Below are 22,269 nucleotides of genomic sequence, written 5' to 3' on the forward strand. Positions count from 1 at the left end.
ATCAGACAAATATATTAACTAAAAAAGACACTTATGATACACTTAGTTAACCTACTAAAATCAACAAAAGGAGTATCAAAAATGTCTTTTATAGATTGGAGAAAAATAGATGGATGTAAAAATGAATAGTGAATTAATAAATGAAACTGTAGATGATGTTGTATCTACAGTTAATTTTTTATGTAAAAATGATTTATCTTATTTAGAATTAACTACAAAACTAGATGTACTTAATGAAAAAATGGATACCTTACAAACGTTGGTTGTTTATAGTAATGATGATAAATTCACTAAAACTATTTGTGCTATGCAACTTATAACTGATAATTTTAATGATGAGATTTCAAAAGATTTTGGAGTAACTTTTTCTAATGATTTTAAAGAAAGACAATTAAATTTTCTTAGAAATATATCATCATCTTTTGATGTTAATATAATCGAAGTTGATAATATTGATTCTCTTTCAAATACTAAAGAAAATATACATAAACAATACACTAAGAAAGTAGATAAAACTAAAAAAGAATATCAAAAAGAAAATACTAAGCAAACTGTAGATGATATAATTAAGGCTACAAATGATAAGTTAAATAGTTATTTTGAAAGTAAAGAAGATATAAAAGAGTACCTAAAGTATATGTCTAAATTCCATAATTACTCTATTGGGAACTGTGCAAAAATAGAAGAACAATTTAGTGGAGCTAGAGCAGTTGGTTCTTTTAAGTTTTGGAAAGATAATGGATTTACAGTAAATAAGGGTGAAAAGGGTATTCAAATTTTAATTCCTACACCTATCAAAAATTTCTATGATGAAGAAGGGAATATTAAAAGAGTTTATTTTGCTACTAAGGAGCAAAAAGAAAAATTAAAAAAGGGAATATTAAAAGATGCTCCACCAACTATGTCTTATAAGAAAGGGTATGTTTTTGATGTTAGCCAAACTAATGCAACTGCCGAAGATTTGCCTAAATTATTCCCAAATAAATGGCTTGATGGCGAAATAGAAAACTATGACAAGATGTATAAGGCTATGGAGAGTGTAGCAAATGATATAGGAGTTAATATAATCGCCCCTAAGAGTGAATTAGGAGTTGCAAAAGGTGTTAGCTATACCATGACCAAAGAAGTGGCTCTAAACCCTCGTAATAGTCAATTACAAAATGTAAAAACACTATTACATGAATTAGCACACGCAAAACTACATACTGCTAATACTAGACATAAGTATTCAAAAGCTGAAAAAGAGTTTCAAGCTGAAATGGTTGCTTATTCTGTATGTTCATATTTTAATATAGATACAAGTGAGTATTCTTTATCATACTTAAATCATTACTCTAAAAATACTGATATTAAAGAAAAGAAAAAATTACTTAATGAAATAAAAGATACTTCTAGTGAATTTATTACAATTATTGAAAATAGCCTATTTAATGATAGAGATATTGAAAAGACGATTGAAAGTAAAAATACAAATGAACAAAATATAGAAACTGTTGCAGATGTAGTTGAGTCTAAAGAAAAAATATATACTAAGTTTTTATTTTCGGAAGAACATCATATTGAAGAAAACTCTATATATGAATTTGAAGATGCTAATGAGTTAATTCGTATTTTGACACAAAGGCATTTTTCTAGGAAAGAATCTGACCCAAATTATGAGGTAGCATATTTTAAAACTTCATTTGAGTTGCATTTTAACAAAGATTGTACTGATAAATTTTATTCAGGCAGAGTTGATATAGGAGATGGATTTGCTAGAGATTTAAAAGAGCATATTTATAAAGTTGTTGAAGGTGGAAATTTTAATATGTCTGAAAATATTAAAAAGTATCTTTTTGATATTTTGAAAATAAATACTAATAAAGAAATTGCAAAAGATAAAGATTTATCTTTATAACAATGATATAACTACATCTTATTTTTAATAAGAAACTTTAAGGTATATGCCACCTCTCCTTTTGGAACCCGAAAATAACGCCATAGTGACATTACTTTTTGGGTGTTGGATATAGTTGTCATAATAGAGTGAAGATATGTGACAAAAAATAATAAATTTATACAAAAAAGTAATACAAAAAGTTACAACCTGTATTATAAACTAGATAAAAATGTATATTATATTTATTATAATATGGTATATGATTTAGACAAAAATCATAAAATAATAAATTTAAGGGGGAATATTATGTTTAAAAAAGCAGTAAGTTTAATGTTAGTATTTTCAATAATAGGTTTTGGGAAGGGTATTAAAGTAGATGCTTTATCTAAATCAAATGACGAACCTATTATGGTAACTAGTGAAAAATATATGGTTTCAGAGGGACAAATTGATTTAGATGGTATAGATTTAGAACTTAATAGTAATGGCGAATTAGAATTAAATGTTAAAAATAGAAAATCTTCAACTCAAACAGAATTAAATGAATTAAATGAACATTTTGAGGAAGTTCCAGAGTTAAAGGAAAAGCTAATTAAAGACTTAGAAAAAAATGAAGATATTTCGATAAAAGCAATAGGGTATACAGATGTTATGGTAAAAAAAATCGAAACTGAAGATGGAAATGAAGATATGGTTCCAGTAAGCAAAAATGAATATTATAGTACTTATGCGTTTTCACAAGGGCAGAATTCAGTCTTTGATGGATATTTTAGACTATATACAATCGGAGAAAGTTGTATTAATGGTTCAAACAAAGAATTATATGGAGCATCATTATCTAAATGGATTAAACAAAGTTCGGTTTCAGATAAATATCGTCCAGCGGCTTACGAGGATAGTATATCAGTTTCATTACCAAGTCGATATACAATATACAGTAAAAAATTATCAACAGAATATGCAGTTTCAAATCGTTGTACATTAGATACTAAAACAGGTGTATCATATGCATTTGTAGAGAGACCATCTTCATATACTAATGGAATAAAATGGGCAGAATTAGGTGTTACTGGTAAAACATCAAATAAAAATACAGTTTACGAAAAAATATCTAGTTCATATGTACATACTTATGGGAAAGTTACAGTTACTCCTAGTTTAAATTCAAGTGGAACAGTATCATTTAGTTTAAGTAATACAAGCTATGCTTGGACAATAGCATCTAGTGTTTCTGCTAATTTCTAGTTATTTTAATATTTTTAAAATATATAAAAAGTGTGAGATTTGTATTGCTCACACTTTTTATATATTTAATAGTGCTATCATATTTAGTAAGGGAGAATTTCTATGAAAAATAAAATACAATATATCTTATTTGTAATAATATTCATATTATTTATTTATATTAGTATGTTTATAAAACCTATAATAAATTTTTCGGCTGAAATAAACAATATAGAAAATGAAAGCTATAAACAAATAATTAAAAATGATAATGGAATATCATCAAATGAAAAAATTGAAAAATTTAAACGATTAAATATTACTATAAAGATTAAGGCTCCATTAATATTTATAAGAAATGTTAAAGTAGAATCAGATGAACTATACAAACTTTTAGAAGAGGATAAACGAATAAAAGTACTTAGTGATGGTCAAGTAAATGATAAAAAAATAAATACTTATACTGCTTATATTTACCTTAATAATATTGATATAAAAGAACTAAAAAAAATTATAGGTGATTTTAATTATACAATAACATGGAAAAATATATGGAATAATAGAAGTTATGAAAAATTTTATATTAAAGATTATATAAGATAAGACTAATTTTTTATTTATTTTAATATTAAATCTTCAAGTATAGGTAGTTGCTTGAAAATGAAATGCCCATACTTGATAGTGTTAATAGCTACATAGCGACGTTAATTTTGGGGTTTTGGATATAGTTTCCCTAATCTTAGAAATCAATATATATAAAGCATATTTTATATTGAATAAATGTTTTATAAGTGATATAGAATATAGTCATAATAACTATAGATTTGATGTAATTGGTGTGAATTTAGAAGAAAATAAAATTATAATATTAGAAACAAAAGTGAGTTTGAATGATTATAAAAAAGATAATAAAAAAGATAATTATATTGAATGTTGTAATGAATTATATATAATTACTAATGATTATTCAGTAAAACTTGAATCAGAAAAAAACCGTAATATTACGGGTATTATTTATTATGATACTTTAAGAAACTCTATTAATGTATATAAAAATGATATTACAAATAATAATGTTAAACTTAATAAAGATGAAGTTGTAAAAAAGATATATAACAAGTATTGGAATAAAATACATAAAATATAAATCAACCTAGAATACTAAAGTTTGATTCATAAATTATTACAACAAAAAAAGAACTAGAGTATAACTATAGTTCTTTTTTGCTATTAATCTAATATCATATTATTAATATTAGATAAGTATATAATCGTTAATTAATCACTTCTTATACGATAATAGATGATTACTTAGAGAGTCTTTTATTAAACTGTCTATTTTTTAAGGTATTAGTTTAATTTAGGATATAGTTATTTTTTATTATAAAATATACTTCCAGTTCTAACATATTATCTCGTAATCAATCAAGTACTTAATTTTCAACTGTAAAATTTACTCTTAACTTTATCGATCTATATAGAACTTTATATAATATAAAACTATACAGTCCAACTAAAACAATACTTATTGTATAACTCTCTAGCATGATATATATTGATGCTAATACTATATTGTATAAGTTAAATACAGAAATACTTAAATTTTTTAAACTATTATAATTTGACACCAAAACAGAGCTTACTGAAATCAACACTATAAATGGTATAGTATAATATAAACTATCTTGTAAAATAAATAATATCGTATTGACTATTGTGTATATTAACATTGAGAAAAAAGATGTTTCATTTATAAAACTTTTAATTGAACTACATAAAGGTAATTTGTTAAAAAAAACATAATAATTATTGTTAAATATACTTTTTAGTTGTGAATTAACAATCCCATACAGAAGTACATATAATAATAACCTATACTCTGGAAATAATACATTTAGTATAGCGATAGATATAATTAAAACTATAAATATAATATTCATAGCATTGGTTCTATTTTTCATAGACTTGTAATCTTTTATTAAGAATGCTAAATTTTTATTAAATTTAAAAAATATAGAGTTTCCATCATATGCATGAATATTCTCTACAGCTATTTCTTTTTTATTTTGTGAATTTTCAAGAGCATCGACTGATATACTATTACTACCAATTTTTATTATTCTACTTGCATTGTAATGGTATTCATACATAGGTATTAATTTCTCTAAATTTAAATTATTGAAAACCAATGATACAATTACTATTGATATAAAGTATTCTATAATGATTAGATATATATTGGGATGTAACACTTGAATTGAAAATGTTAGTATTGTTACTAACTTCCACTTATTGTAATTTACTTTATTGAATATATAATATTTAACATTGGCAATGATAGGAATAAGTAATAATAATGATAAAACACTTATAATATTTGTAGATTGTATATTATAATTTATAAAATACGAACAACCTATTATACAAACTAGCATTTCTAAGTTTTTTCTAATTAGCTCCATCAAAAAAATCCAATTAAATAATCTCTTATTTCTAATTAAATAAAATATATCCGGATTAGAAAAAATAATAAGTGTTAAAGGAGAATACATATATCCAACTATAGCTAATATAACACATACTTGAAAAATATAATTAAAGTATATATTTACATCCTCAATAGTAACTATAACTTGTAAAAATGATACTAAAATTGCTAAGGTTCCAAACATAACTACAATACTCTGACTATAAAACTTTATTATGTTTATTAAATGCATACTTAAGTCATTGTATATTCCTTTAATCTTATATTTACACATGCATTTTATCATTGAAATTATATCCATTCTTCTTTTCCTTTTATTTTTAAGTATACTATTTCCAATCTATCTGCTTTATATTTTTCTTTTAAATTCTTTATAGTATCTTGCTCTACTACAATCCCTTTATCAATTATTACAACTCTATCACATATACTTTCAGCAATATCTAATAAGTGTGTAGAAATCATAACTGAATTTCCTTCATTTTTAATACTAATAAAATGTTCTTTTAGTACTTTAATTTGAACAGGATCCAATCCAGTAAAAGGTTCATCGGCTATCATAAGTCTAAATTTCTGTAATGTTCCTAGTATAATCATTAACTTTTGTTTATTTCCTTTAGATAATTCTTCAGGATATTTATTAAGGTGTTTTTCGAAGTCAAACTTCTTTACAAGGCTTATATATTTTTCATTAAATATATCTGTATCATTACTGAATATTCTACCAATAAACTTTATATTGTCTAAACATGTAAGATTATTATAAAATATCGGTTCATCAGGTATATAAGAAATTTTATTTTCTATATCAAAAATATTGTTGTACTCTTCTCCTTCAAATTTAGTTACTCCACCATCATGATGTATTAACTTTAGTATTGATTTAATAGTGCTTGTCTTTCCTGCGCCATTCTCTCCAACTAATCCGATAATTTCTCCTTTTTTTATAGTGAAATTTATGTCCTTTATAGCAATCTTACCGTCGTATAATTTATTTAGTCTGCTAACTGATAGTAACATTGTTTTTCATCCTTTCATTCTTATATTTTTCGGTATCTTATATTTTCTACTAACACAAATGGTGTTAATATAAGGCAATCTGAAAAATAATATTTTTCACTAGTCATTGAAATAATATTATTAAATAGCTCAAGTATGCTTGTCTGAATATAAATTTTAAGTTTTTCTCCTCTTTGATACCCATTATGTATATAACCGCTACAAACTAAGTTAATTTCTCCATTGCAAGGATTTATACCTGCTTCTCCTCCTACTATCTCGTCAATCATAAAATAGTCTTCACTTATTTCATTTAATGATTCTATTATTTGGGAATCATTTCCGCGCTCTATCTCAACACTAGTAGCTACTGAAGTAGGATATGATTTTATATCCTCTCTAAAACAAGATGCTGTATTTATGCATCCTAATTCTTTAGAGCTAGAACTATTCGTAAAAGCATTTATTAGAGTACCTTTACTAAATATTTCATAAGGAATTCTTAAATTTCCTTCCATGTCATATTTACAATCCAATCGTTTATTAAGATTTGAGTTTTCTATAATTCTTACTGTATCTTTAATCTTTTTATCCTTTATAAATTCATAAAAATCTTTATTTGTTACTAAACATTCTCCTGATATTAAATAAGAGAAAACAAAGCATATATATCCAAATATTGTGCTATTAAATATTAAATTGTATTGTTTATCAGCATTATATTTCAAGTTATTATTATATTTGTACTTTAAACTATGTATACATGATAATACTTTTTCTTTACAAAATTCACTTTGCGGTAAATCTACAACAACATGTTCCTTTCGACCATCGTTTTCTAATATTATCTCTATATTACAAGTATTTCTATTGCCTTCTATAATATCATCAATTGTTGTATTTATAATCTTATAGTCTAGGTTTGTATTTTGATATATTATCTTGTTTACTTTTATACCCGCACATTCTATGTCTTTTGTTATTTCTTGTAGTATTCTTTCACTAACTTCATCTTTTTTATCTCTAAATATAATAGTTTCTTTTATTTTATCAAATTTTTTTTTAACTATTTTTTTTTCGCCTTCAATGTAAGGTTTTATTATATTTTTACCTGATTCAAGTAGGGAATCTACTACAGAATTTTCGGTTAGTGATTCTCTGCTTGAAAATCCTACTCCACTTGCTTTAAAACTTCTTGCCGCTACACCCTCACTAGTATAATTATTTTTTATTTTATATTTTTTATCTATCTCTATTCTCAAAGTATTTAAATTACTCATAAATAATTCTTCTTCTAAAGTTTCTTCTAAGATACTTGTATAAGATTTCATTTTATCACCTCAGCACATCCATCATCTCTATTTTTATAGTAGGAGAACCATATCCTACTGTAATTAATTGACCTTTTTTATTACATTTATCGATTTTATAATCATAATCATTACCAATCATTTTTATATTCTTTATAATTTCTAGTGCATTTCCATAGTAAGTAAAATCTTTTATTTTAGATGTTTTTTTGCCGTTTTCTATTAAATATGCATTATCTATGAGTAATGATATTTCTCCTGTTCCTATGTTGATATCACCGCAATGTATATTTTCTATATAAATACCTTTATTTGTACTATGCAATATATCTTCAATAGTATCTGTTCCATTTCTAACTTTTAAGTTTCTCATCCTTGGTATGACGACATCACAATCTCTTGACTTAAATCCATTTCCTGTAATATTAGAATTATTAGCGTTTGATAGTATTTCATTATATAATAGTCCAACAATCTTTCCTTTTTCAATTAATGTTACATTATTGCACATATTTCCATCATCATCAAAACGCCTAAATAGAGGTATATCATCTAAATTTAATATTTCTGGAAATACTTTAGAATTATAAAAATCTCTTAAGAAGCAATTTTCCTCTATGAAAAAATCAGATTCTAATGCATGACCAATAGTTTCATGGAATAACATACCAGCGGCACTAGGTGAAAATATTAATTCAAATTTGCCGCTTAAATCTATTTCAATACTATCCTCCAACAATGAATTTATCATTACTCTTAGTTTATTAAATGCTTTTTCAAAACCATCTTCTAATCTACACATACTTTTGAAAGTTTTAGTTAACACCTTACCATCTTTAATAATTGATACTACAGGAATTATAGATAGCAATTCTACTGCATCCTCCATTATAAGTTCATCTTTGTTTATTACTCTTATATCCGTTTCTATTGCTACATGAAAATTTATATCATCTATATATTCTTTGCAATTAAATTCATTTATTATCATATTCATATTATTATCAATATCATTCTCGTATAAATTTATATAATTTTTATGTTCATATCTATCAAATATTGACTTTATTGACTGGGAGACTGTTTTTGAATCAACTAAATCTAAATTTAATCCATTCATACAATTAATTTCATAATTATTCTTATAATAAACTGCTTTAGAACTACCATAAGATATCATTGATTGAAACGGTAGCTTGAATAACCTACCGTATGTTTTGCTAAATACAATTTTACAATTAAAATTATTTATTATCTTAATCATTTTAATAAGTCACCTTTTCTACTTCTAAAAATTCATCTAATATATTTTTATTTTGTATTTTCCAAGAGCATACGTTACTTTTTTTATTAAGAGGAACTGCATGACATCCTTTACATTCTTGTATGCTTGAACAGTCTCCACACAATGACTTTGTTGGAGATTTCAAATCCAATAATATATCAGCTTTTTTACTTGATAAAATGCTCTCTAAGCTGCTTTGATTTATATTTCCTAAAGATAAATCAAAGCCTGGGCATGCAACAATATCCCCTGTTGCTTTAATACTTAATATGTATACACCTAAATCACACTTTTCTTTTTTTATGTTCATATTTAATTGTGATAAATCCTCATTTATTAATAGATTTTCATGCTTATACTTTTTTCTAATAGCATTAAGTCTTTGTAAAAATTCATTATTTATTGATATATTATTTTTTTCTGCTCTACCTTTTTCAATAATTATTCCATAACGTAGCCTATCTGCTCCAGATTCTTTAATATATTTATATATATCTTCCATTTGGTCTATATTATCTTTGTGTATAGTTGAAGATATAGATACAAAAAAATCATATTTTTTTAGAATTTTAATGGCATTTATAGCCCTCTTATATGCTTGTCTATTGCATCTAATGTGGTTATGAGTTTCCTCATTTCCATCTATACTTATTTGCCATAATATATTCTTATTGCAGCATCTCTCTATCTCTGAAATCATACATTCAGTAATTAAATGTCCTGTTGTCAAAATATTCAACATTTGAAATTTAGAACTACATAATTTAACTAAATCTACAAAATCTGATCTAGTTGTTACTTCTCCACCAGTAAGAGTTATTTCTTTCGTTCCTAGTTCACTTAATTTGTTTAATGTTTCTATTAAAACATCTGATGGTATACGTTCTGTTCTGTGTATTCCTGACTCATTAATACAATGCCTACATTCAAGAGGGCAACTATATGTTGTTTCAATTAACATATGATGTGGAATTATCATATTTACATCACCAAATATTTTATTTTTAGATATTTTACTCCCTGTACTTATTTCAATGTATCCTTTACTTCTACAATCTATCAAAAAGTTTTGAACTATTTCTTGTACATCAGATATTTTTTCATTATACTTATCTGCTAACTTTTTAGATATATCTATAATACTAGTACCTTTATTAACTAAATCCAATATTTCATATGCAGTTTCATTTAATTCTTCATACTTTAACGCACCATTTTCTTCTCTTATATATATATTTATTTTTCTACATTGTTTCAATATATAAGCTCTATCACTTAATCTTACGAATTTCATATTTAATCCCCTCTTTAATCTTTTTATAAAATAAATATATGCTTAATATACTAATTAACCTACATACCAAGTTATGTTTTATGTCACATAAAATTTTTAAGATGTAAAAATAAAAATTTTAGGAGTTTTTATACCACGAATTGTCCTATATAGCATACAAGGGAAATTAACTTATAAACAATATTTATAATTATTTCCCTTGTATATTTGTTATATATATTTTTTTATCCTGCTATGTATAATATGCTTAAACAAGCTGGTATTAGTCCGCCTGTTAATAGGCATCCTGCTATTTGTGGATTTTGTGCTTGTGGTTTTAACATTCTTTATTCCTCCTTTTTTTAAAAAATTATATGAACATTATATGTAGATTATAAATATAATGAACAATAGCTAACCTGAATTTCTTATTTATAAAAGACTTAATCTTATCGATATCTTTTATAAATAAGAAATTCAACATATGGTATTAAATTCCTTCTATATTTTATTTATTTTTAAAAAAGTTACAGATACAACTTATTTAAAGGATGATAATGGATTACATACATTGGTATAATAAATATAGAAATTGAAATTTATAGAGTGGTGTTTCCATACCAAATATAAAACCTACCTCTTAACAGAAGGATGTGAGGAAGTATGGAATGAATGATAAATATTGTCATAGGTGCTATTGGTACAATATGTCTTGGTCTATTGACTAATTACATATCTGAAAAATTAAAAAACCACTCTAGTTCGACGAAAACTAAGAGTGGTATAGAACTTGATATAAAAATCAAGTTCAAACGTTACAAATAATTTTTTATTAAAAATCTTTTTAAATGGAAACATCATTCTAGTGCAAATAGATTTCAGTTCCTTTTTATATTTATATAATAACATAATCCATTGAGTTTTAATCTTATTTTTTAAGATATTCTTTATTATTAAAATTTTTAGAGTACTCTTATTTAAGTTCATTATATTTGATTTCTAATAACTTATATTTACTATTTATTTTTTCTACTTCAAGTTGAATCTTCTCTTTTTCAAACTCTAATCTATTTTCAAAATCTTTTTCCTTTTCTTCTAACTTCATCTTATTTTCAAGTTTTATATCATCTATTTTTTTATTTTGAGTATTTTTTAGTAGTTCTATTTCTTTTTCATATTTATCTTTATTATTATTATTTTCAGCATTTAATTTACGTACTTCTTCCTCTAATTTTAATATCTGCTCTTTATAAAATTTATTCATATCTTTTACATTCGATATTTTATCTTTTAAATCTAAATTTTCATGCACTAAATCATTATTATTCTTGGTTAATTCTTTATTAGAATGTGCTAATACTTTATTGGTATCTTTAAATTCCTTATATTCAGCGACTATTTCATTTAATATTTTTATCTGCTCTAATTGATTATTTATTGTTAGTGTTTTATCTTCATTATCTTTATTAGATTTGTATAAATTAGAATTTATTTTATTTATAGTATTTTCATACTCTTCAACTGAAGTAGATAATGCTTTTATTTTATCTTTATATTTATCCTTATCTTCTTGCAAATTTGATATAAGTTTATCTTTTGTATTAAGTTCTGCACTTAAACTCTCTCTGATACGTTCTTCTGATGTTTGATTTATAGCCAATGAACTTATAAACATACTTGTTAAGTTATTTACAGTACTTTGAAATACTTCGATTTCTTTTGCTCTATCTGTTATTAAATTCTTTGCTTTAGCCATTTCAAAAGAATTTATAATTGCTTGAAATGTTTCTGCTTGTGTTAAATCAAACTCTTTCATATACTCTTTGAATTTTTTTAAATCATCTTCATTTACTCTAAGTGATGTTCCTTTGATTTCTGCCATATCATTTATTCTCCATGTATTTGTATTGTATTATATTGTATTTCATATGTATTACAATAATTATAACATAACTTTTATGTATTTTTGAGAATTTATATAAAGAAAATATAATCTATACATTAGAATTTAATCAAAATAATAAAGTATCATAATTTTAAATATGAAACCATTAAAATTAAGGTAGTAAAATCAATATATACAATAGTGTCATAATTTGGTATCATAAATATATATAAAATGAGGAGATTTGAGTTATGATTTATGGATATATAAGGGTTAGTACTGTTAAACAAGCAAGTGAAGGAAATTCATTAGAAGGACAGAAAAAATTATTATTAGAAAATGGAGTAAAAGAAGAAAATATTTATAAAGATATTTATACGGGTACTAAATCAGATAGACCTTCGTTTAATGAGTTGATAAATAAGTTGGAGCAAGGAGATACATTAGTAGTAACTAAATTAGATAGATTTGCTAGAAGTATGATAGAAGGCTCTAAAATAGTCAATGAATTAATAGATAAAGGTATTAGAGTAAATGTTTTAAATATTGGAGTAATGGATGATACTCCTTCATCTAAATTAATAAGAAATATATTTTTTTCATTTGCAGAATTTGAAAGAGATATGATTGTAGAAAGAACCTTAGAGGGTAAGCAAATAAAAATGAAAAGAGATTTAGATGCAACTTTAGGTAGACCAAAGAAATTCAAAAAGGCTCAAAGAGATATGGCATTAAAATTACTTGAAAATCATTCATACAATGAAGTATCAAGTATGACAGGAATAAGTAGAAGTACATTAATAAGATATAAAAAAGAATATATAAAATAATACCAAGAAGGATTTAATCATACCCTTCTTGGTATTATATATTAATCTACATATAAAGTTTGTTCATCTTCAAATACATCATTAGCATATTTCTTTCTAGCATCCATCATAAAGTTATCTCGTTTTTTCTTAGTTTCTTTATCTATTCCAATGTTTAATAATTTAATTAAGGCTTTTTGTTTTTTTACTTTTTCAGCTATTGGTAAATTTTCGTATTTAATCATATTTTATGCCTCCTCATCAAAGTATGAATCAATTAACTCTTTATCTCTTAAATTCCAAGAAAGGGTAATTGTATTAGGGTCATTATGTCCCTTATCTAAGATATGAACAAAACCTCTATTCCTATACCATTTTACCTTATCTTTCAATGCTCGTAATATTAAATAACAACCTCCAAATTTTTGAGAATATTGTTCTACATCTGCAATAACTCTTTTTAAAATATTTGTTCCGATTTTTTGCTTTGTATACTTTAAGTCTACTGCTAGATACTCTAATTCATAAACAGGTATTTCTATTATATCATTACATATATCTATTGTTTTTAACTCACAAGTACTTATAGTATAAAAAGCTAATATATTATTATTATCAACAACTAATTTTGTTCTATTCAATTTTAATATATGTTTATAATAACTATCATGATATAGATAATTATTAATTGATGTATTTTCACATTTGAAATTTTTTAAATTATATGTATCATCTAAATCTACAATTTTATATTTCATTTTAACCTTCCTAATTAATAATATTATAATTTCTAATATAAATATATACAATGCTAATATTAATAGATACTAGCATTGTATAGGGAAAAAATCAATTACCCGACCGTTATACTCTATACCTAAACTATTAAGCGAGTTGAATACATAACACTCTTTTATATCGGCTTTATATTTAACTAATATATCTAAGTCGCTATTATCTTTATAATTTCCATTTACTCTTGAACCGAATACATCTATGCAATTTATTTCTATATCTTCTATTTCATCATATAGAATAGCCGTTTTTAATACTTCATATATATAATTTTTACTTCCTACCTTTTTAAGTTTTTTTATATTAACACCAAAATTCTTTATAGTCCTCTCTAAAATCTGTTAATGATTTTAAATATGTACTTAGTGAACTATAATTACCAATGGAGCATAAGTTTAAAGAATTTCTATATAAATCTTCTGTGTCCCAAGACACTATTACTAAAGGTAAATTATTTTCTAACATTTGTTTTAACATTAAAAACCTTCCTATACGACCATTACCATCTTGAAATGGATGTATTAGTTCAAATCTATAATGAAATTCTGCGATATTGTCTATAGTAATATTATCAAGGTTATAGTACCATTCTAATAATTCATCAAGTTTAGGTTCTACTTCAAAAGGTTGAGATACTTTTGCATTAGTTCCTATTATCATATTAGGAATAGTTTTATATATTCCTGCGAAACCTTTTGAATGTAAAGTAGTATTAAACATTAAACTTGAATGTAAATTCTTTAGAAATTTATGTGTTATCTTTGTACCTAATGTTTCAATTATTGTATCAAATACATAACTTGAGTTTACAGTTTCTTGAACATCATCTAAGGTATGCCTACCAGTTACAACATTCTTATCTAATAATAATGCAAGTGCTTCTGTTGTAAATGTGCTTCCTTCGATTTTATTAGAATGATATAAAAAATTATGCTTTAAGATTGCATATAGTGAATTTTTTAAATGTTGTGTTTTTAATAATGCATTTAAGAATTTATTATTCATTTTCAAATCACCTTACTTCCTATGTTATAAATATTTAGCCAATAGTAATAAACTATTGGCTCTTTATTAAAATTTTTGTTGAGAACTATACAACTCAGTTTGTTCATTTAAAAATCTTAGTTCATTTTTTAGTTTTTTAACAAGACTTAAAGTATCTTCATCTATAATAGTATTATTAGCCATTAGACCAGCTACTCTTGATATATCTCTTATAGTATTGTTTAATCTTATTTTTAATTCTTGGTTCAATATCTGTTTTTCATCTAGGTTATTATTTTTATTAATTTTTTCTTTTAGTTTTTTATTTTCTTCTTTTAACTTTAGATTATCTTTTTCAAATTGACTTTTTATTTCTTCTAATCTCTGATTAACTTCATGCTCTATTTCTTCTTTTGTGCTTTCATTTGAATTTTTTATAGAGTTTTCTAGTTCTTCTTTTTCATTTTCTAATTTCTTTTTATCATCTTCTAAAGAGTTTAATTTCTTTATCAACTCTTCCTTTTCTTTATTAGAGTTTTCTAATATTTCTTTTTTAACTTGTTCTATTTTTGTATCAATTTCAATAGATTTAGTTTCATTTTCTGATTTTAATTTTAATATTTCTTCTGATTTTTGTTTTTCTCTTTCTATAATTCTATTCTTCTCTAACTCAATTTCTTTTAACTGTTTCTTTATTTCAACTGCTTCATTCCTGCTAATATCAACTCTTTTATTTATTATATCTAATATAATTTTTTGATTTTCTTCGCTTAAACTTGAAAATTCTGTTGCATTTGAGATACTTAAATTACCTTCATCAAGTATTGTTCTTAATTCGGGGATTAAGTTATTACTTACAGTAGAATATTTTGCAACTTGCCCCTCGCTAAGTCCAATATCTTTAGAAACTAATTTTCTTATATTTGTTACTTTCTCGCCGTTTTTCTTTTTCTCCTTATAAAGTTCAGTTAGCCTTTCTATTTGCTTTAATTTGTCTGCATCTGAAAGTTCTCTAGTTTGTGCATTTGCCTGTATTAAGGTTATTTCAGAATCTACATCATTCAAATTAACTATTTTACAAGGAACTTTACTATACTTATTATCGCCTTTATCGACCAACGATTTTAAAGCTGAATATCTTCTCTCACCACTTATGATTTCATAAAATCCATCTTCTATAGGTCTAATCACAAGATTATGATTAAGACCATTTATAGAAATATCTTCTGCTAAAGTTTCAATATCTATTATAGGATAAAAGTTTTTGTTATTAACTTTTAATTTATCTATATCTATGTAATCAAATTTAAAATTTTCTTTTGCATCAATAAGATTTGATTTATCAATATTCTTAGATATACTATTTAGCATACCTTCTGAAATACTAAATTTTGATTTAGCCATTTTTAAATACCTCCTTAGCTAATTTTATATAGTCCTTACTTGCATTTGATTTAGATTTATAATATATTACAGGTTTTTGTTCAAATGTTGATTCAACAACTGAAATATTTTGTCTTATGTGAGTATCAAGCATCTTTTCACCAAGTAAATCCTTTAAAGCCTTTTTAATTTCTTTATTTACTGTTGTTGAATTATCCATAGTTATAAAGCATCCTAAAAATTTTAAATTTTCATTAAATTCATCTTTTATTTCATTTATACTTTCTAATAAATAACCTAAACCATCTAAGGCGAATTTATCAATTTTTATAGGTACTATAACTTCATCACTCGCAACAAGGGCATTTATAGTTATCATATTTAAGCTAGGAGGACAATCTATTAAGCAGTAATCGTATTTATCCTCAACTTGCTCTAATGCTTTCTTTAATCTATTCTGTTGATTTCTAGTAACATCAAGTAATATCTTTTTTTCAGTAAAAGCTAATGAAATATTGCTTGGTAATACATCTATATTATCAAAATCTGTACCTTTTATTACATCTTCAACATTTATATTCTTATCTAATAAAATATCTGAAACTGATAAAGCATCAATGTCATATGCTTTAAATAACATAGTTGAATTTGATTGTGCATCAATATCTACTATTAAAACTTTCTTTCCTTCTTCTGCTAAGGTAGATGCTAGATTTATTGTACTTGTTGTTTTTCCTACTCCGCCTTTTATATTTAAAATGCTTAATTTTTTCATTTTTATATTCTCCTTATTTAATATCATTTGTAACGTTTATATCTATTCCTATCATGTTAAAATCTTTTATATATTTATTTGCCAAATCTATAGAGTGTTCATATGAAGTAGTTCTATACATTTCCACATATTCTTTAGTTTTAATATTTTGTATTTCTACTATAAAGATAGAATTTTCTTTTCTTAATCTTATATCAACTTCAATATTTTTACTTTCCTCTATAGATTTATCATTATATTTATTTATATTATTTAAGTACTGTTTGTAATGTCTATTTGTATAGAATCGTCTATTTGTAGGACTTCTATCAGCCTTTAAAGTGCCTTCTCTATCCCAACGTTGTAATGTATTTACTGTAACATTTATTTTATCTGCAAAATCTTTAGGTTTATATATATCCAATTAAAATTACCTCACTTTATTTATCCTCCGTTGATTTATTTGAACAAATGGAGTATACTTTATTTTGGTGATAAGGGCATACTCCGTTTGGATATGTTCTTTTTTTATTATAGATATATTATAACATGCTTTTGCATACATTTCAATACATTTACATATATTTAAATATATTTTTATATATTTATTAAATTCTTTATATAGTCTTTTGAATTTATATAAAGGATTATATTTTCTTATATAGAAATAGTTTCTTATACATATAAAACTATGAAAGTAGGTATTACATTGCTAAAGAAACTAAAGAAACAAAAGAAAAAGGATTATAATTGGGTTGGTAAGTATATTAAGGAATATAATGAAAGGGTTTTATATTATGAGAAACAGTTAGCAGAAAAGAATAAGATAATTGATTATTTAAAAATAGAAAATGATAGTTTGAGAAAAAATATAAAGTTTCAAGGTAAACAAAAACAAATTTCTGATAAAGATATAGATAGAATAAGAAAATTAAAAAATGAAGGTAAAAGTTATAGTTACATATCAAATGTAACTGGATGGAGCAAGGCAACTATAAGCAGAGTGATAAATAATAAGAAAAATATATATTAAAATATTATTTTTACTAATAAACAATGGTACAGTAGGTTGGATAGCAACAAAATATTTAACTCCTTTAGGTTAAGAAATGAATATTTGAAAGGCTATGAGTATAAATTTATAGTCTTTTTTTAGGTATTTTTCCATTTTTGAAAAATATATATTCTTACGATTTATGAAATAACTATAAATTTAATTTTATTTATTTTTTGAAAAAATATTGTATGTATTTTATATTTTCATTTAACTAAATGCTTTTCATATAAAATAAAAAAGGAATTACCTCAAAATTTTAAGATAATTCCTTTTTCATCCTTCTCTAAAATAAAAGTAAAAAAATAATGTTTGTATTTTTTGTCAATTTATATTACAATTAATATAAATTAACAATTAAATACAAAAGTCAACAATCACGAATCATTAATTGGTTTGGCGACCGATTAATGATTATAGCGATTTAATATACTGATACTATATTAAATAACTTGTGTTATGTAGATTTCAATTTTTTTTACTTAAATATGCATTTATTATAACAGATTTTGTTTATAATTTCAATTATTTTAAGCAAATTCTTTTATGTTTAATAAAATATTTTAGTTTCTATTTTGAGTAAGTATTTTAGTAACTAAAATACTTTAAGTAAAAATCGTATATTTTCTAAGAGAGATTTTACTCTCTTAGAAATGGTAACGTTCTATAAGAAATTTTCAAGCCTAGATATTTAATATATATCTAGGCTTTTTTAATTGTAAATTTACATATGGAAATTTAGAGCTCATAGACCGTAGCTAAAGAGCTTGATGCAACGGAAGGATTGATAATATCCTTGATAATTATTATTAGCACTATGTCATAGGGGTATGTGCTAGAACCCTATGGAGGATTAATTCTAACCTCGATAATTAGAAAAATGATAGAAGTATATTACTAGAATGATTTTAGAAAATAAGGAAGGTTACATGTCGCCTATATGACATATAGTGAGAAGCCGTTAAACACTTAAAATTACGTCAGGTGAGTTCAGCCAATGCAGAAAGTGAGCCTCCGTACAGATAAGCCTAGTCCCTTTCTTTAGGCAGTACGGGTTCGAGCGTGACGACTACGAAAAGGTCGGGTGTGGGAGTTCTAGGATACTAGCGTATCGGGAACCATAAACAGATATAAGCACTAGGATAGAACCATAGTGCAGAAAGTTTATGGGTGTTTACACGTAACAGAAAGGGTGTGAGATGATGAGGTGACCGAGTATACGGTTCTATCGTTTTTGATGCAGTTATTTCCTTATGTCTAGATATATATTTCTAGTGACATAAGGGAATAACTGCGTCCGATTTCAGCTCACTCGTTCCGGTTCTATCATTTAGAAATTAAGTTTTCCATTATTGATATTTAAAATAATATAATTACGAATACAAATTGCAGAACGAACAAAAGAGCCTAATGGACAACCTCCTTCCAGGTTGGCTAGGGAATTGTGCTTTAAATTCAAAATAATTATTGTAATATATTAGTTTATATGAATTAATACTATTATTGAAAAGTATCCGCTATTTTCTACGAGGAAATTATTTTTAAGTTCTCTATAAAAAACATAGAAACTAAATTAAGTGAAAAAGATGAAATAAACAATTATTTTGGGAAAGATTATTATGAAAGAGCATTTGCCCAAAATAAGAATTTATAAAATTCATATAGTTTAGTTTTGTTAATAAGAAGCAATACAAAAAATACTAAAATCAATAATTGATTCATGAATTATTAGAGTATGAGATTAAGTTAATGATTAAAAAATATTTGGAGGTTTTTATTATGAAAAAAAGGTGTGATATTTTAATTAATGGTTTGTCTGTTGGTCATGTTTATTATTATTATTTTGAATTTGATTCTTTACAAGTTAATTTATTAGATTTTGATAAAAGTGTTATATGTTTTCTTTTGGGTAAACCTAATTTTTTAGATTCTGAATTATATTTATCTAGTATAGATGTTTTAAATTAACTCGTTGTGCTAGTTAAATATGATTATTGAAAATACTAGAGCCTAGTAAACTATATTTTTATAGTTCAAAAACTTTATATAGTAATTTCAATATGTTTAGTAAAATAACTAGCACAACAGATTAAATTAATAGGAGGTTAAGAAAGAAAGAAGAAATCTATAACAGATAATGAATGTATCAAAGAGTCCTAGTATTTGTTAATTTTATTATAATTTTACTTCTTTTTTCTTATAACTATATCATTGTTTTCAAATATAACTTCAACTACTCTATCTTTTTTACTCATATTCATTTATTACTCCTAGAACCTTACCGATAATTCTATATTTGTATTTATTCAAAGGATACATTTGTTTTTGATGTTTAGGATTAGAACTACAAGGATTAAGGTATATAAAATTTTCATCTTTAGAGAATATTTTGAATGTAGCATAATCATTTTCAATACATATTATCGAAGGTGTACAATTTTCAACATGAGATGTTTTTTGAACAAGTATATAATCACCATTTTTATATATTTTATTCATACTATCTCCATTTACTTTTAGAATAAAATATTTATCTTTCCCTAAAGATAAATATTTTTTAGGAATTTTAAAATATTTATCAATATCATCAAATGTAAATGATGGATAACCAGCAGATACATCAGCTAAAATTGGAATATCACTAAATTTATTATCTGATAGATTTGTTAAATGTTTATACTTAGGAGCATTAAAAATTATAATATTATTGTTAGTATAGAATTCAATATCTATGCTATTTACATTTTTGTTTTTACAATAGTATGAACTAACAATATCAAATTGAGATAATTCTTCAGAGTATTCTTCAGTTGAATCTAAATTATTATCATATTCAAAATAGTTATTAATTGTATCTGATATTTCTTTAGTAAATAAATTCATTTTTTTTTCAATTTCTAAATTCAATAAAGCGGGATTTTTGCTTTTTAACTTAATATTGCCGAAAACTAAAGAATCCAAAGAACAATTGAAAACTTTTGAAATCTCAACTAAGGTATGGAAATTGGGTTCTACGATACCTTTTTCATATTTAGATACAGTTTGTTTTGACACATTTATTTTTTTTCCGAGTTCTTCTTGAGATAATTGAGATTGTTTGCGAATCATTTTTAAATTATCTGGGAATTTATTTATTTTCAATTAAATCACCACCTTAATATATTAGTATTTTACACAGTTATATAAATAAAAGTAATATAAAATACAGTAGTCGCATAAAATATAATTAAAATAGTTGACTAGTATGCTAAAAAATGATACTATAGAATTATAAATGACAAAAAAATACATTTTACGACGGAAATAAAAATAAATTAAGTCAGAAAAATGTCCATGCAAAACATACATTTTTAAAAAATTTGCATAAGTGTATACTTTTTTAAGGGGAGAGATATTATGGATGATAAGATAAAAAAGTTATATATGAATGGATTTACTTATATTGAAATTGCAAAGCAACTTAATACAAGTGAAATAAAAATTAAACATATAATTGATATAAGATTAAATAATTATAAAGAATTACATTTAAGGAATAAGTTAAAAAGGGATAATTTATATAAATCTTGTAACTTTGATATAAAAGATTTATATGTAGTTGGATATAATGCTAGGGAAATTGCAAATAAACTAGGACATAAATATGAAAATGTTCAGAAATATATTCAAAGAAACTTAAAAGAGTTCAAAGAGATAAATAAGCAAAATAGAATAAAGAATGAAGAATATAAGAAACAAATACATAAAGAACATATAAAGATTTTATATACAAAAGGTTATAATGCTAAAGAAATAGCAGAACTGTTAGTATATACTCATTCATATATGAGAGAGTATATAAGTAAAAATTTAAGTGAATATAAAATAGAACATAAGAAAAATAGAGTAATAAAAAAAGAAATGATAAGAGCAGTTGATAATATGAATAACTCATATATAAGCAATAGTGCTATATTGGAATGGAATAGACAAAGTTATGATTATAATGAAAACGGAAATATAGTGTTTAATGAAAAACATGGAGCAAGACCTTTAGATTTACCCAAAACTTTTTACAATACTATATAAAAGCCTATCAAATTAATTGATAGGCTCAGATTGTAGACAAAATAGCCATTTTTAACTTATATAAAATGGCTATTTTCTT

22 protein-coding genes and 1 pseudogene are annotated in these 22,269 nt (G+C 24.1%); 9 read left to right on the top strand and 14 right to left on the bottom strand.

Annotated features, from left to right (window positions below; genetic code table 11):
- The first annotated feature begins 109 nt into the window (after positions 1 to 109).
- From Q5F54_RS01180 to Q5F54_RS01195, 4 genes are all read left to right on the top strand, one after another.
- A complete protein-coding gene (locus Q5F54_RS01180; RefSeq protein ID WP_288525580.1) occupies positions 110 to 1,897 on the top strand; it encodes an LPD25 domain-containing protein in 1,788 nt (595 codons plus the stop codon).
- Positions 1,898 to 2,185: 288 nt separating this feature from the next.
- Complete coding sequence (locus Q5F54_RS01185; RefSeq protein WP_288525577.1) at positions 2,186 to 3,124, top strand: hypothetical protein; 939 nt, start codon at positions 2,186 to 2,188, stop codon at positions 3,122 to 3,124.
- Between the two features lie 102 nt (positions 3,125 to 3,226).
- Positions 3,227 to 3,706, top strand: coding sequence for a hypothetical protein (locus Q5F54_RS01190; protein ID WP_288525575.1), 480 nt, complete (start codon positions 3,227 to 3,229; stop codon positions 3,704 to 3,706).
- A 169-nt stretch (positions 3,707 to 3,875) separates the two neighbouring features.
- Positions 3,876 to 4,250, top strand: a complete 375-nt coding sequence (locus tag Q5F54_RS01195) for an MmcB family DNA repair protein (protein WP_288525574.1) — start codon at positions 3,876 to 3,878, stop codon at positions 4,248 to 4,250.
- A gap of 286 nt (positions 4,251 to 4,536) precedes the next feature.
- Here Q5F54_RS01195 and Q5F54_RS01200 read toward each other — a convergent pair whose 3' ends face one another.
- The 5 genes from Q5F54_RS01200 to Q5F54_RS01220 are packed head-to-tail and all read right to left on the bottom strand — an operon-like array spanning position 4,537 to position 10,479.
- Positions 4,537 to 5,892, bottom strand: coding sequence for a hypothetical protein (locus Q5F54_RS01200; protein WP_288525573.1), 1,356 nt, complete (start codon positions 5,890 to 5,892; stop codon positions 4,537 to 4,539).
- Entirely contained in the window at positions 5,883 to 6,611 is a 729-nt protein-coding gene (locus tag Q5F54_RS01205; protein ID WP_288525572.1) for an ABC transporter ATP-binding protein, read from the bottom strand. The genes Q5F54_RS01200 and Q5F54_RS01205 overlap by 10 nt, the downstream gene beginning before the upstream one ends.
- A 20-nt stretch (positions 6,612 to 6,631) precedes the next feature.
- On the bottom strand, positions 6,632 to 7,921 hold the full coding sequence (locus Q5F54_RS01210; RefSeq protein WP_288525571.1) for a metallopeptidase TldD-related protein: 1,290 nt from the start codon (positions 7,919 to 7,921) through the stop codon (positions 6,632 to 6,634).
- A gap of 4 nt (positions 7,922 to 7,925) precedes the next feature.
- Positions 7,926 to 9,164: a TldD/PmbA family protein gene (locus tag Q5F54_RS01215; RefSeq protein ID WP_288525570.1), complete on the bottom strand. Its 1,239-nt coding sequence runs from the start codon at positions 9,162 to 9,164 to the stop codon at positions 7,926 to 7,928.
- A 1-nt stretch (position 9,165) separates the two neighbouring features.
- On the bottom strand, positions 9,166 to 10,479 hold the full coding sequence (locus Q5F54_RS01220) for a PqqD family peptide modification chaperone (protein WP_288525569.1): 1,314 nt from the start codon (positions 10,477 to 10,479) through the stop codon (positions 9,166 to 9,168).
- A gap of 651 nt (positions 10,480 to 11,130) precedes the next feature.
- On the opposite strand from Q5F54_RS01220, the gene Q5F54_RS01225 reads away from it, so the two are divergent.
- Positions 11,131 to 11,283: a hypothetical protein gene (locus tag Q5F54_RS01225; RefSeq protein ID WP_288525568.1), complete on the top strand. Its 153-nt coding sequence runs from the start codon at positions 11,131 to 11,133 to the stop codon at positions 11,281 to 11,283.
- Between the two features lie 148 nt (positions 11,284 to 11,431).
- Here Q5F54_RS01225 and Q5F54_RS01230 read toward each other — a convergent pair whose 3' ends face one another.
- On the bottom strand, positions 11,432 to 12,340 hold the full coding sequence (locus tag Q5F54_RS01230) for a hypothetical protein (protein ID WP_288525567.1): 909 nt from the start codon (positions 12,338 to 12,340) through the stop codon (positions 11,432 to 11,434).
- Positions 12,341 to 12,594: 254 nt separating this feature from the next.
- Here Q5F54_RS01230 and Q5F54_RS01235 point away from each other — a divergent pair, with 254 nt between their 5' ends.
- Positions 12,595 to 13,173, top strand: a complete 579-nt coding sequence (locus Q5F54_RS01235) for a recombinase family protein (protein WP_288525566.1) — start codon at positions 12,595 to 12,597, stop codon at positions 13,171 to 13,173.
- A gap of 41 nt (positions 13,174 to 13,214) precedes the next feature.
- Here Q5F54_RS01235 and Q5F54_RS01240 read toward each other — a convergent pair whose 3' ends face one another.
- The 7 genes and pseudogenes from Q5F54_RS01240 to Q5F54_RS01265 all read right to left on the bottom strand — a co-directional run.
- On the bottom strand, positions 13,215 to 13,397 hold the full coding sequence (locus Q5F54_RS01240; RefSeq protein WP_288525564.1) for a hypothetical protein: 183 nt from the start codon (positions 13,395 to 13,397) through the stop codon (positions 13,215 to 13,217).
- Positions 13,398 to 13,400: 3 nt separating this feature from the next.
- The gene (locus Q5F54_RS01245; RefSeq protein WP_288525563.1) at positions 13,401 to 13,910 is read right to left on the bottom strand and encodes a hypothetical protein; all 510 of its coding nucleotides are present in this window, start codon (positions 13,908 to 13,910) and stop codon (positions 13,401 to 13,403) included.
- 69 nt (positions 13,911 to 13,979) lie between these two features.
- The gene (locus Q5F54_RS13210) at positions 13,980 to 14,285 is read right to left on the bottom strand and encodes a nucleotidyltransferase domain-containing protein (protein ID WP_369124050.1); all 306 of its coding nucleotides are present in this window, start codon (positions 14,283 to 14,285) and stop codon (positions 13,980 to 13,982) included.
- Complete coding sequence (locus Q5F54_RS01250; protein WP_288525561.1) at positions 14,251 to 14,952, bottom strand: Fic family protein; 702 nt, start codon at positions 14,950 to 14,952, stop codon at positions 14,251 to 14,253. Before Q5F54_RS01250 ends, Q5F54_RS13210 begins: the two co-directional genes overlap by 35 nt.
- 66 nt (positions 14,953 to 15,018) lie before the next feature.
- Positions 15,019 to 16,335 (bottom strand): ParB N-terminal domain-containing protein, encoded by a 1,317-nt coding sequence (locus tag Q5F54_RS01255; protein ID WP_302168810.1) that lies wholly within the window; start codon positions 16,333 to 16,335, stop codon positions 15,019 to 15,021.
- Complete coding sequence (locus tag Q5F54_RS01260; protein WP_288526666.1) at positions 16,328 to 17,089, bottom strand: ParA family protein; 762 nt, start codon at positions 17,087 to 17,089, stop codon at positions 16,328 to 16,330. The genes Q5F54_RS01255 and Q5F54_RS01260 overlap by 8 nt, the downstream gene beginning before the upstream one ends.
- 253 nt (positions 17,090 to 17,342) lie before the next feature.
- Positions 17,343 to 17,492 (bottom strand): annotated as a pseudogene (locus Q5F54_RS01265) (MerR family transcriptional regulator); the annotation flags it as partial.
- A gap of 285 nt (positions 17,493 to 17,777) precedes the next feature.
- On the opposite strand from Q5F54_RS01265, the gene Q5F54_RS01270 reads away from it, so the two are divergent.
- Positions 17,778 to 18,101 carry a helix-turn-helix domain-containing protein gene (locus tag Q5F54_RS01270; RefSeq protein WP_302168811.1) on the top strand — a complete coding sequence of 108 codons (324 nt, stop codon included), beginning with the start codon at positions 17,778 to 17,780 and terminating at the stop codon, positions 18,099 to 18,101.
- Positions 18,102 to 19,901: 1,800 nt separating this feature from the next.
- On the top strand, positions 19,902 to 20,090 hold the full coding sequence (locus Q5F54_RS01275; protein WP_288526663.1) for a hypothetical protein: 189 nt from the start codon (positions 19,902 to 19,904) through the stop codon (positions 20,088 to 20,090).
- Positions 20,091 to 20,369: 279 nt separating this feature from the next.
- Here Q5F54_RS01275 and Q5F54_RS01280 read toward each other — a convergent pair whose 3' ends face one another.
- Positions 20,370 to 21,263 (bottom strand): XRE family transcriptional regulator, encoded by an 894-nt coding sequence (locus tag Q5F54_RS01280; protein ID WP_288526662.1) that lies wholly within the window; start codon positions 21,261 to 21,263, stop codon positions 20,370 to 20,372.
- A 255-nt stretch (positions 21,264 to 21,518) separates the two neighbouring features.
- Here Q5F54_RS01280 and Q5F54_RS01285 point away from each other — a divergent pair, with 255 nt between their 5' ends.
- Positions 21,519 to 22,190 carry a hypothetical protein gene (locus Q5F54_RS01285; RefSeq protein ID WP_288526661.1) on the top strand — a complete coding sequence of 224 codons (672 nt, stop codon included), beginning with the start codon at positions 21,519 to 21,521 and terminating at the stop codon, positions 22,188 to 22,190.
- The last annotated feature ends 79 nt before the right edge of the window (positions 22,191 to 22,269 follow it).

It is taken from the genome of uncultured Romboutsia sp. (genome assembly GCF_958366745.1).
Lineage (GTDB): Bacteria > Bacillota > Clostridia > Peptostreptococcales > Peptostreptococcaceae > Romboutsia > Romboutsia timonensis.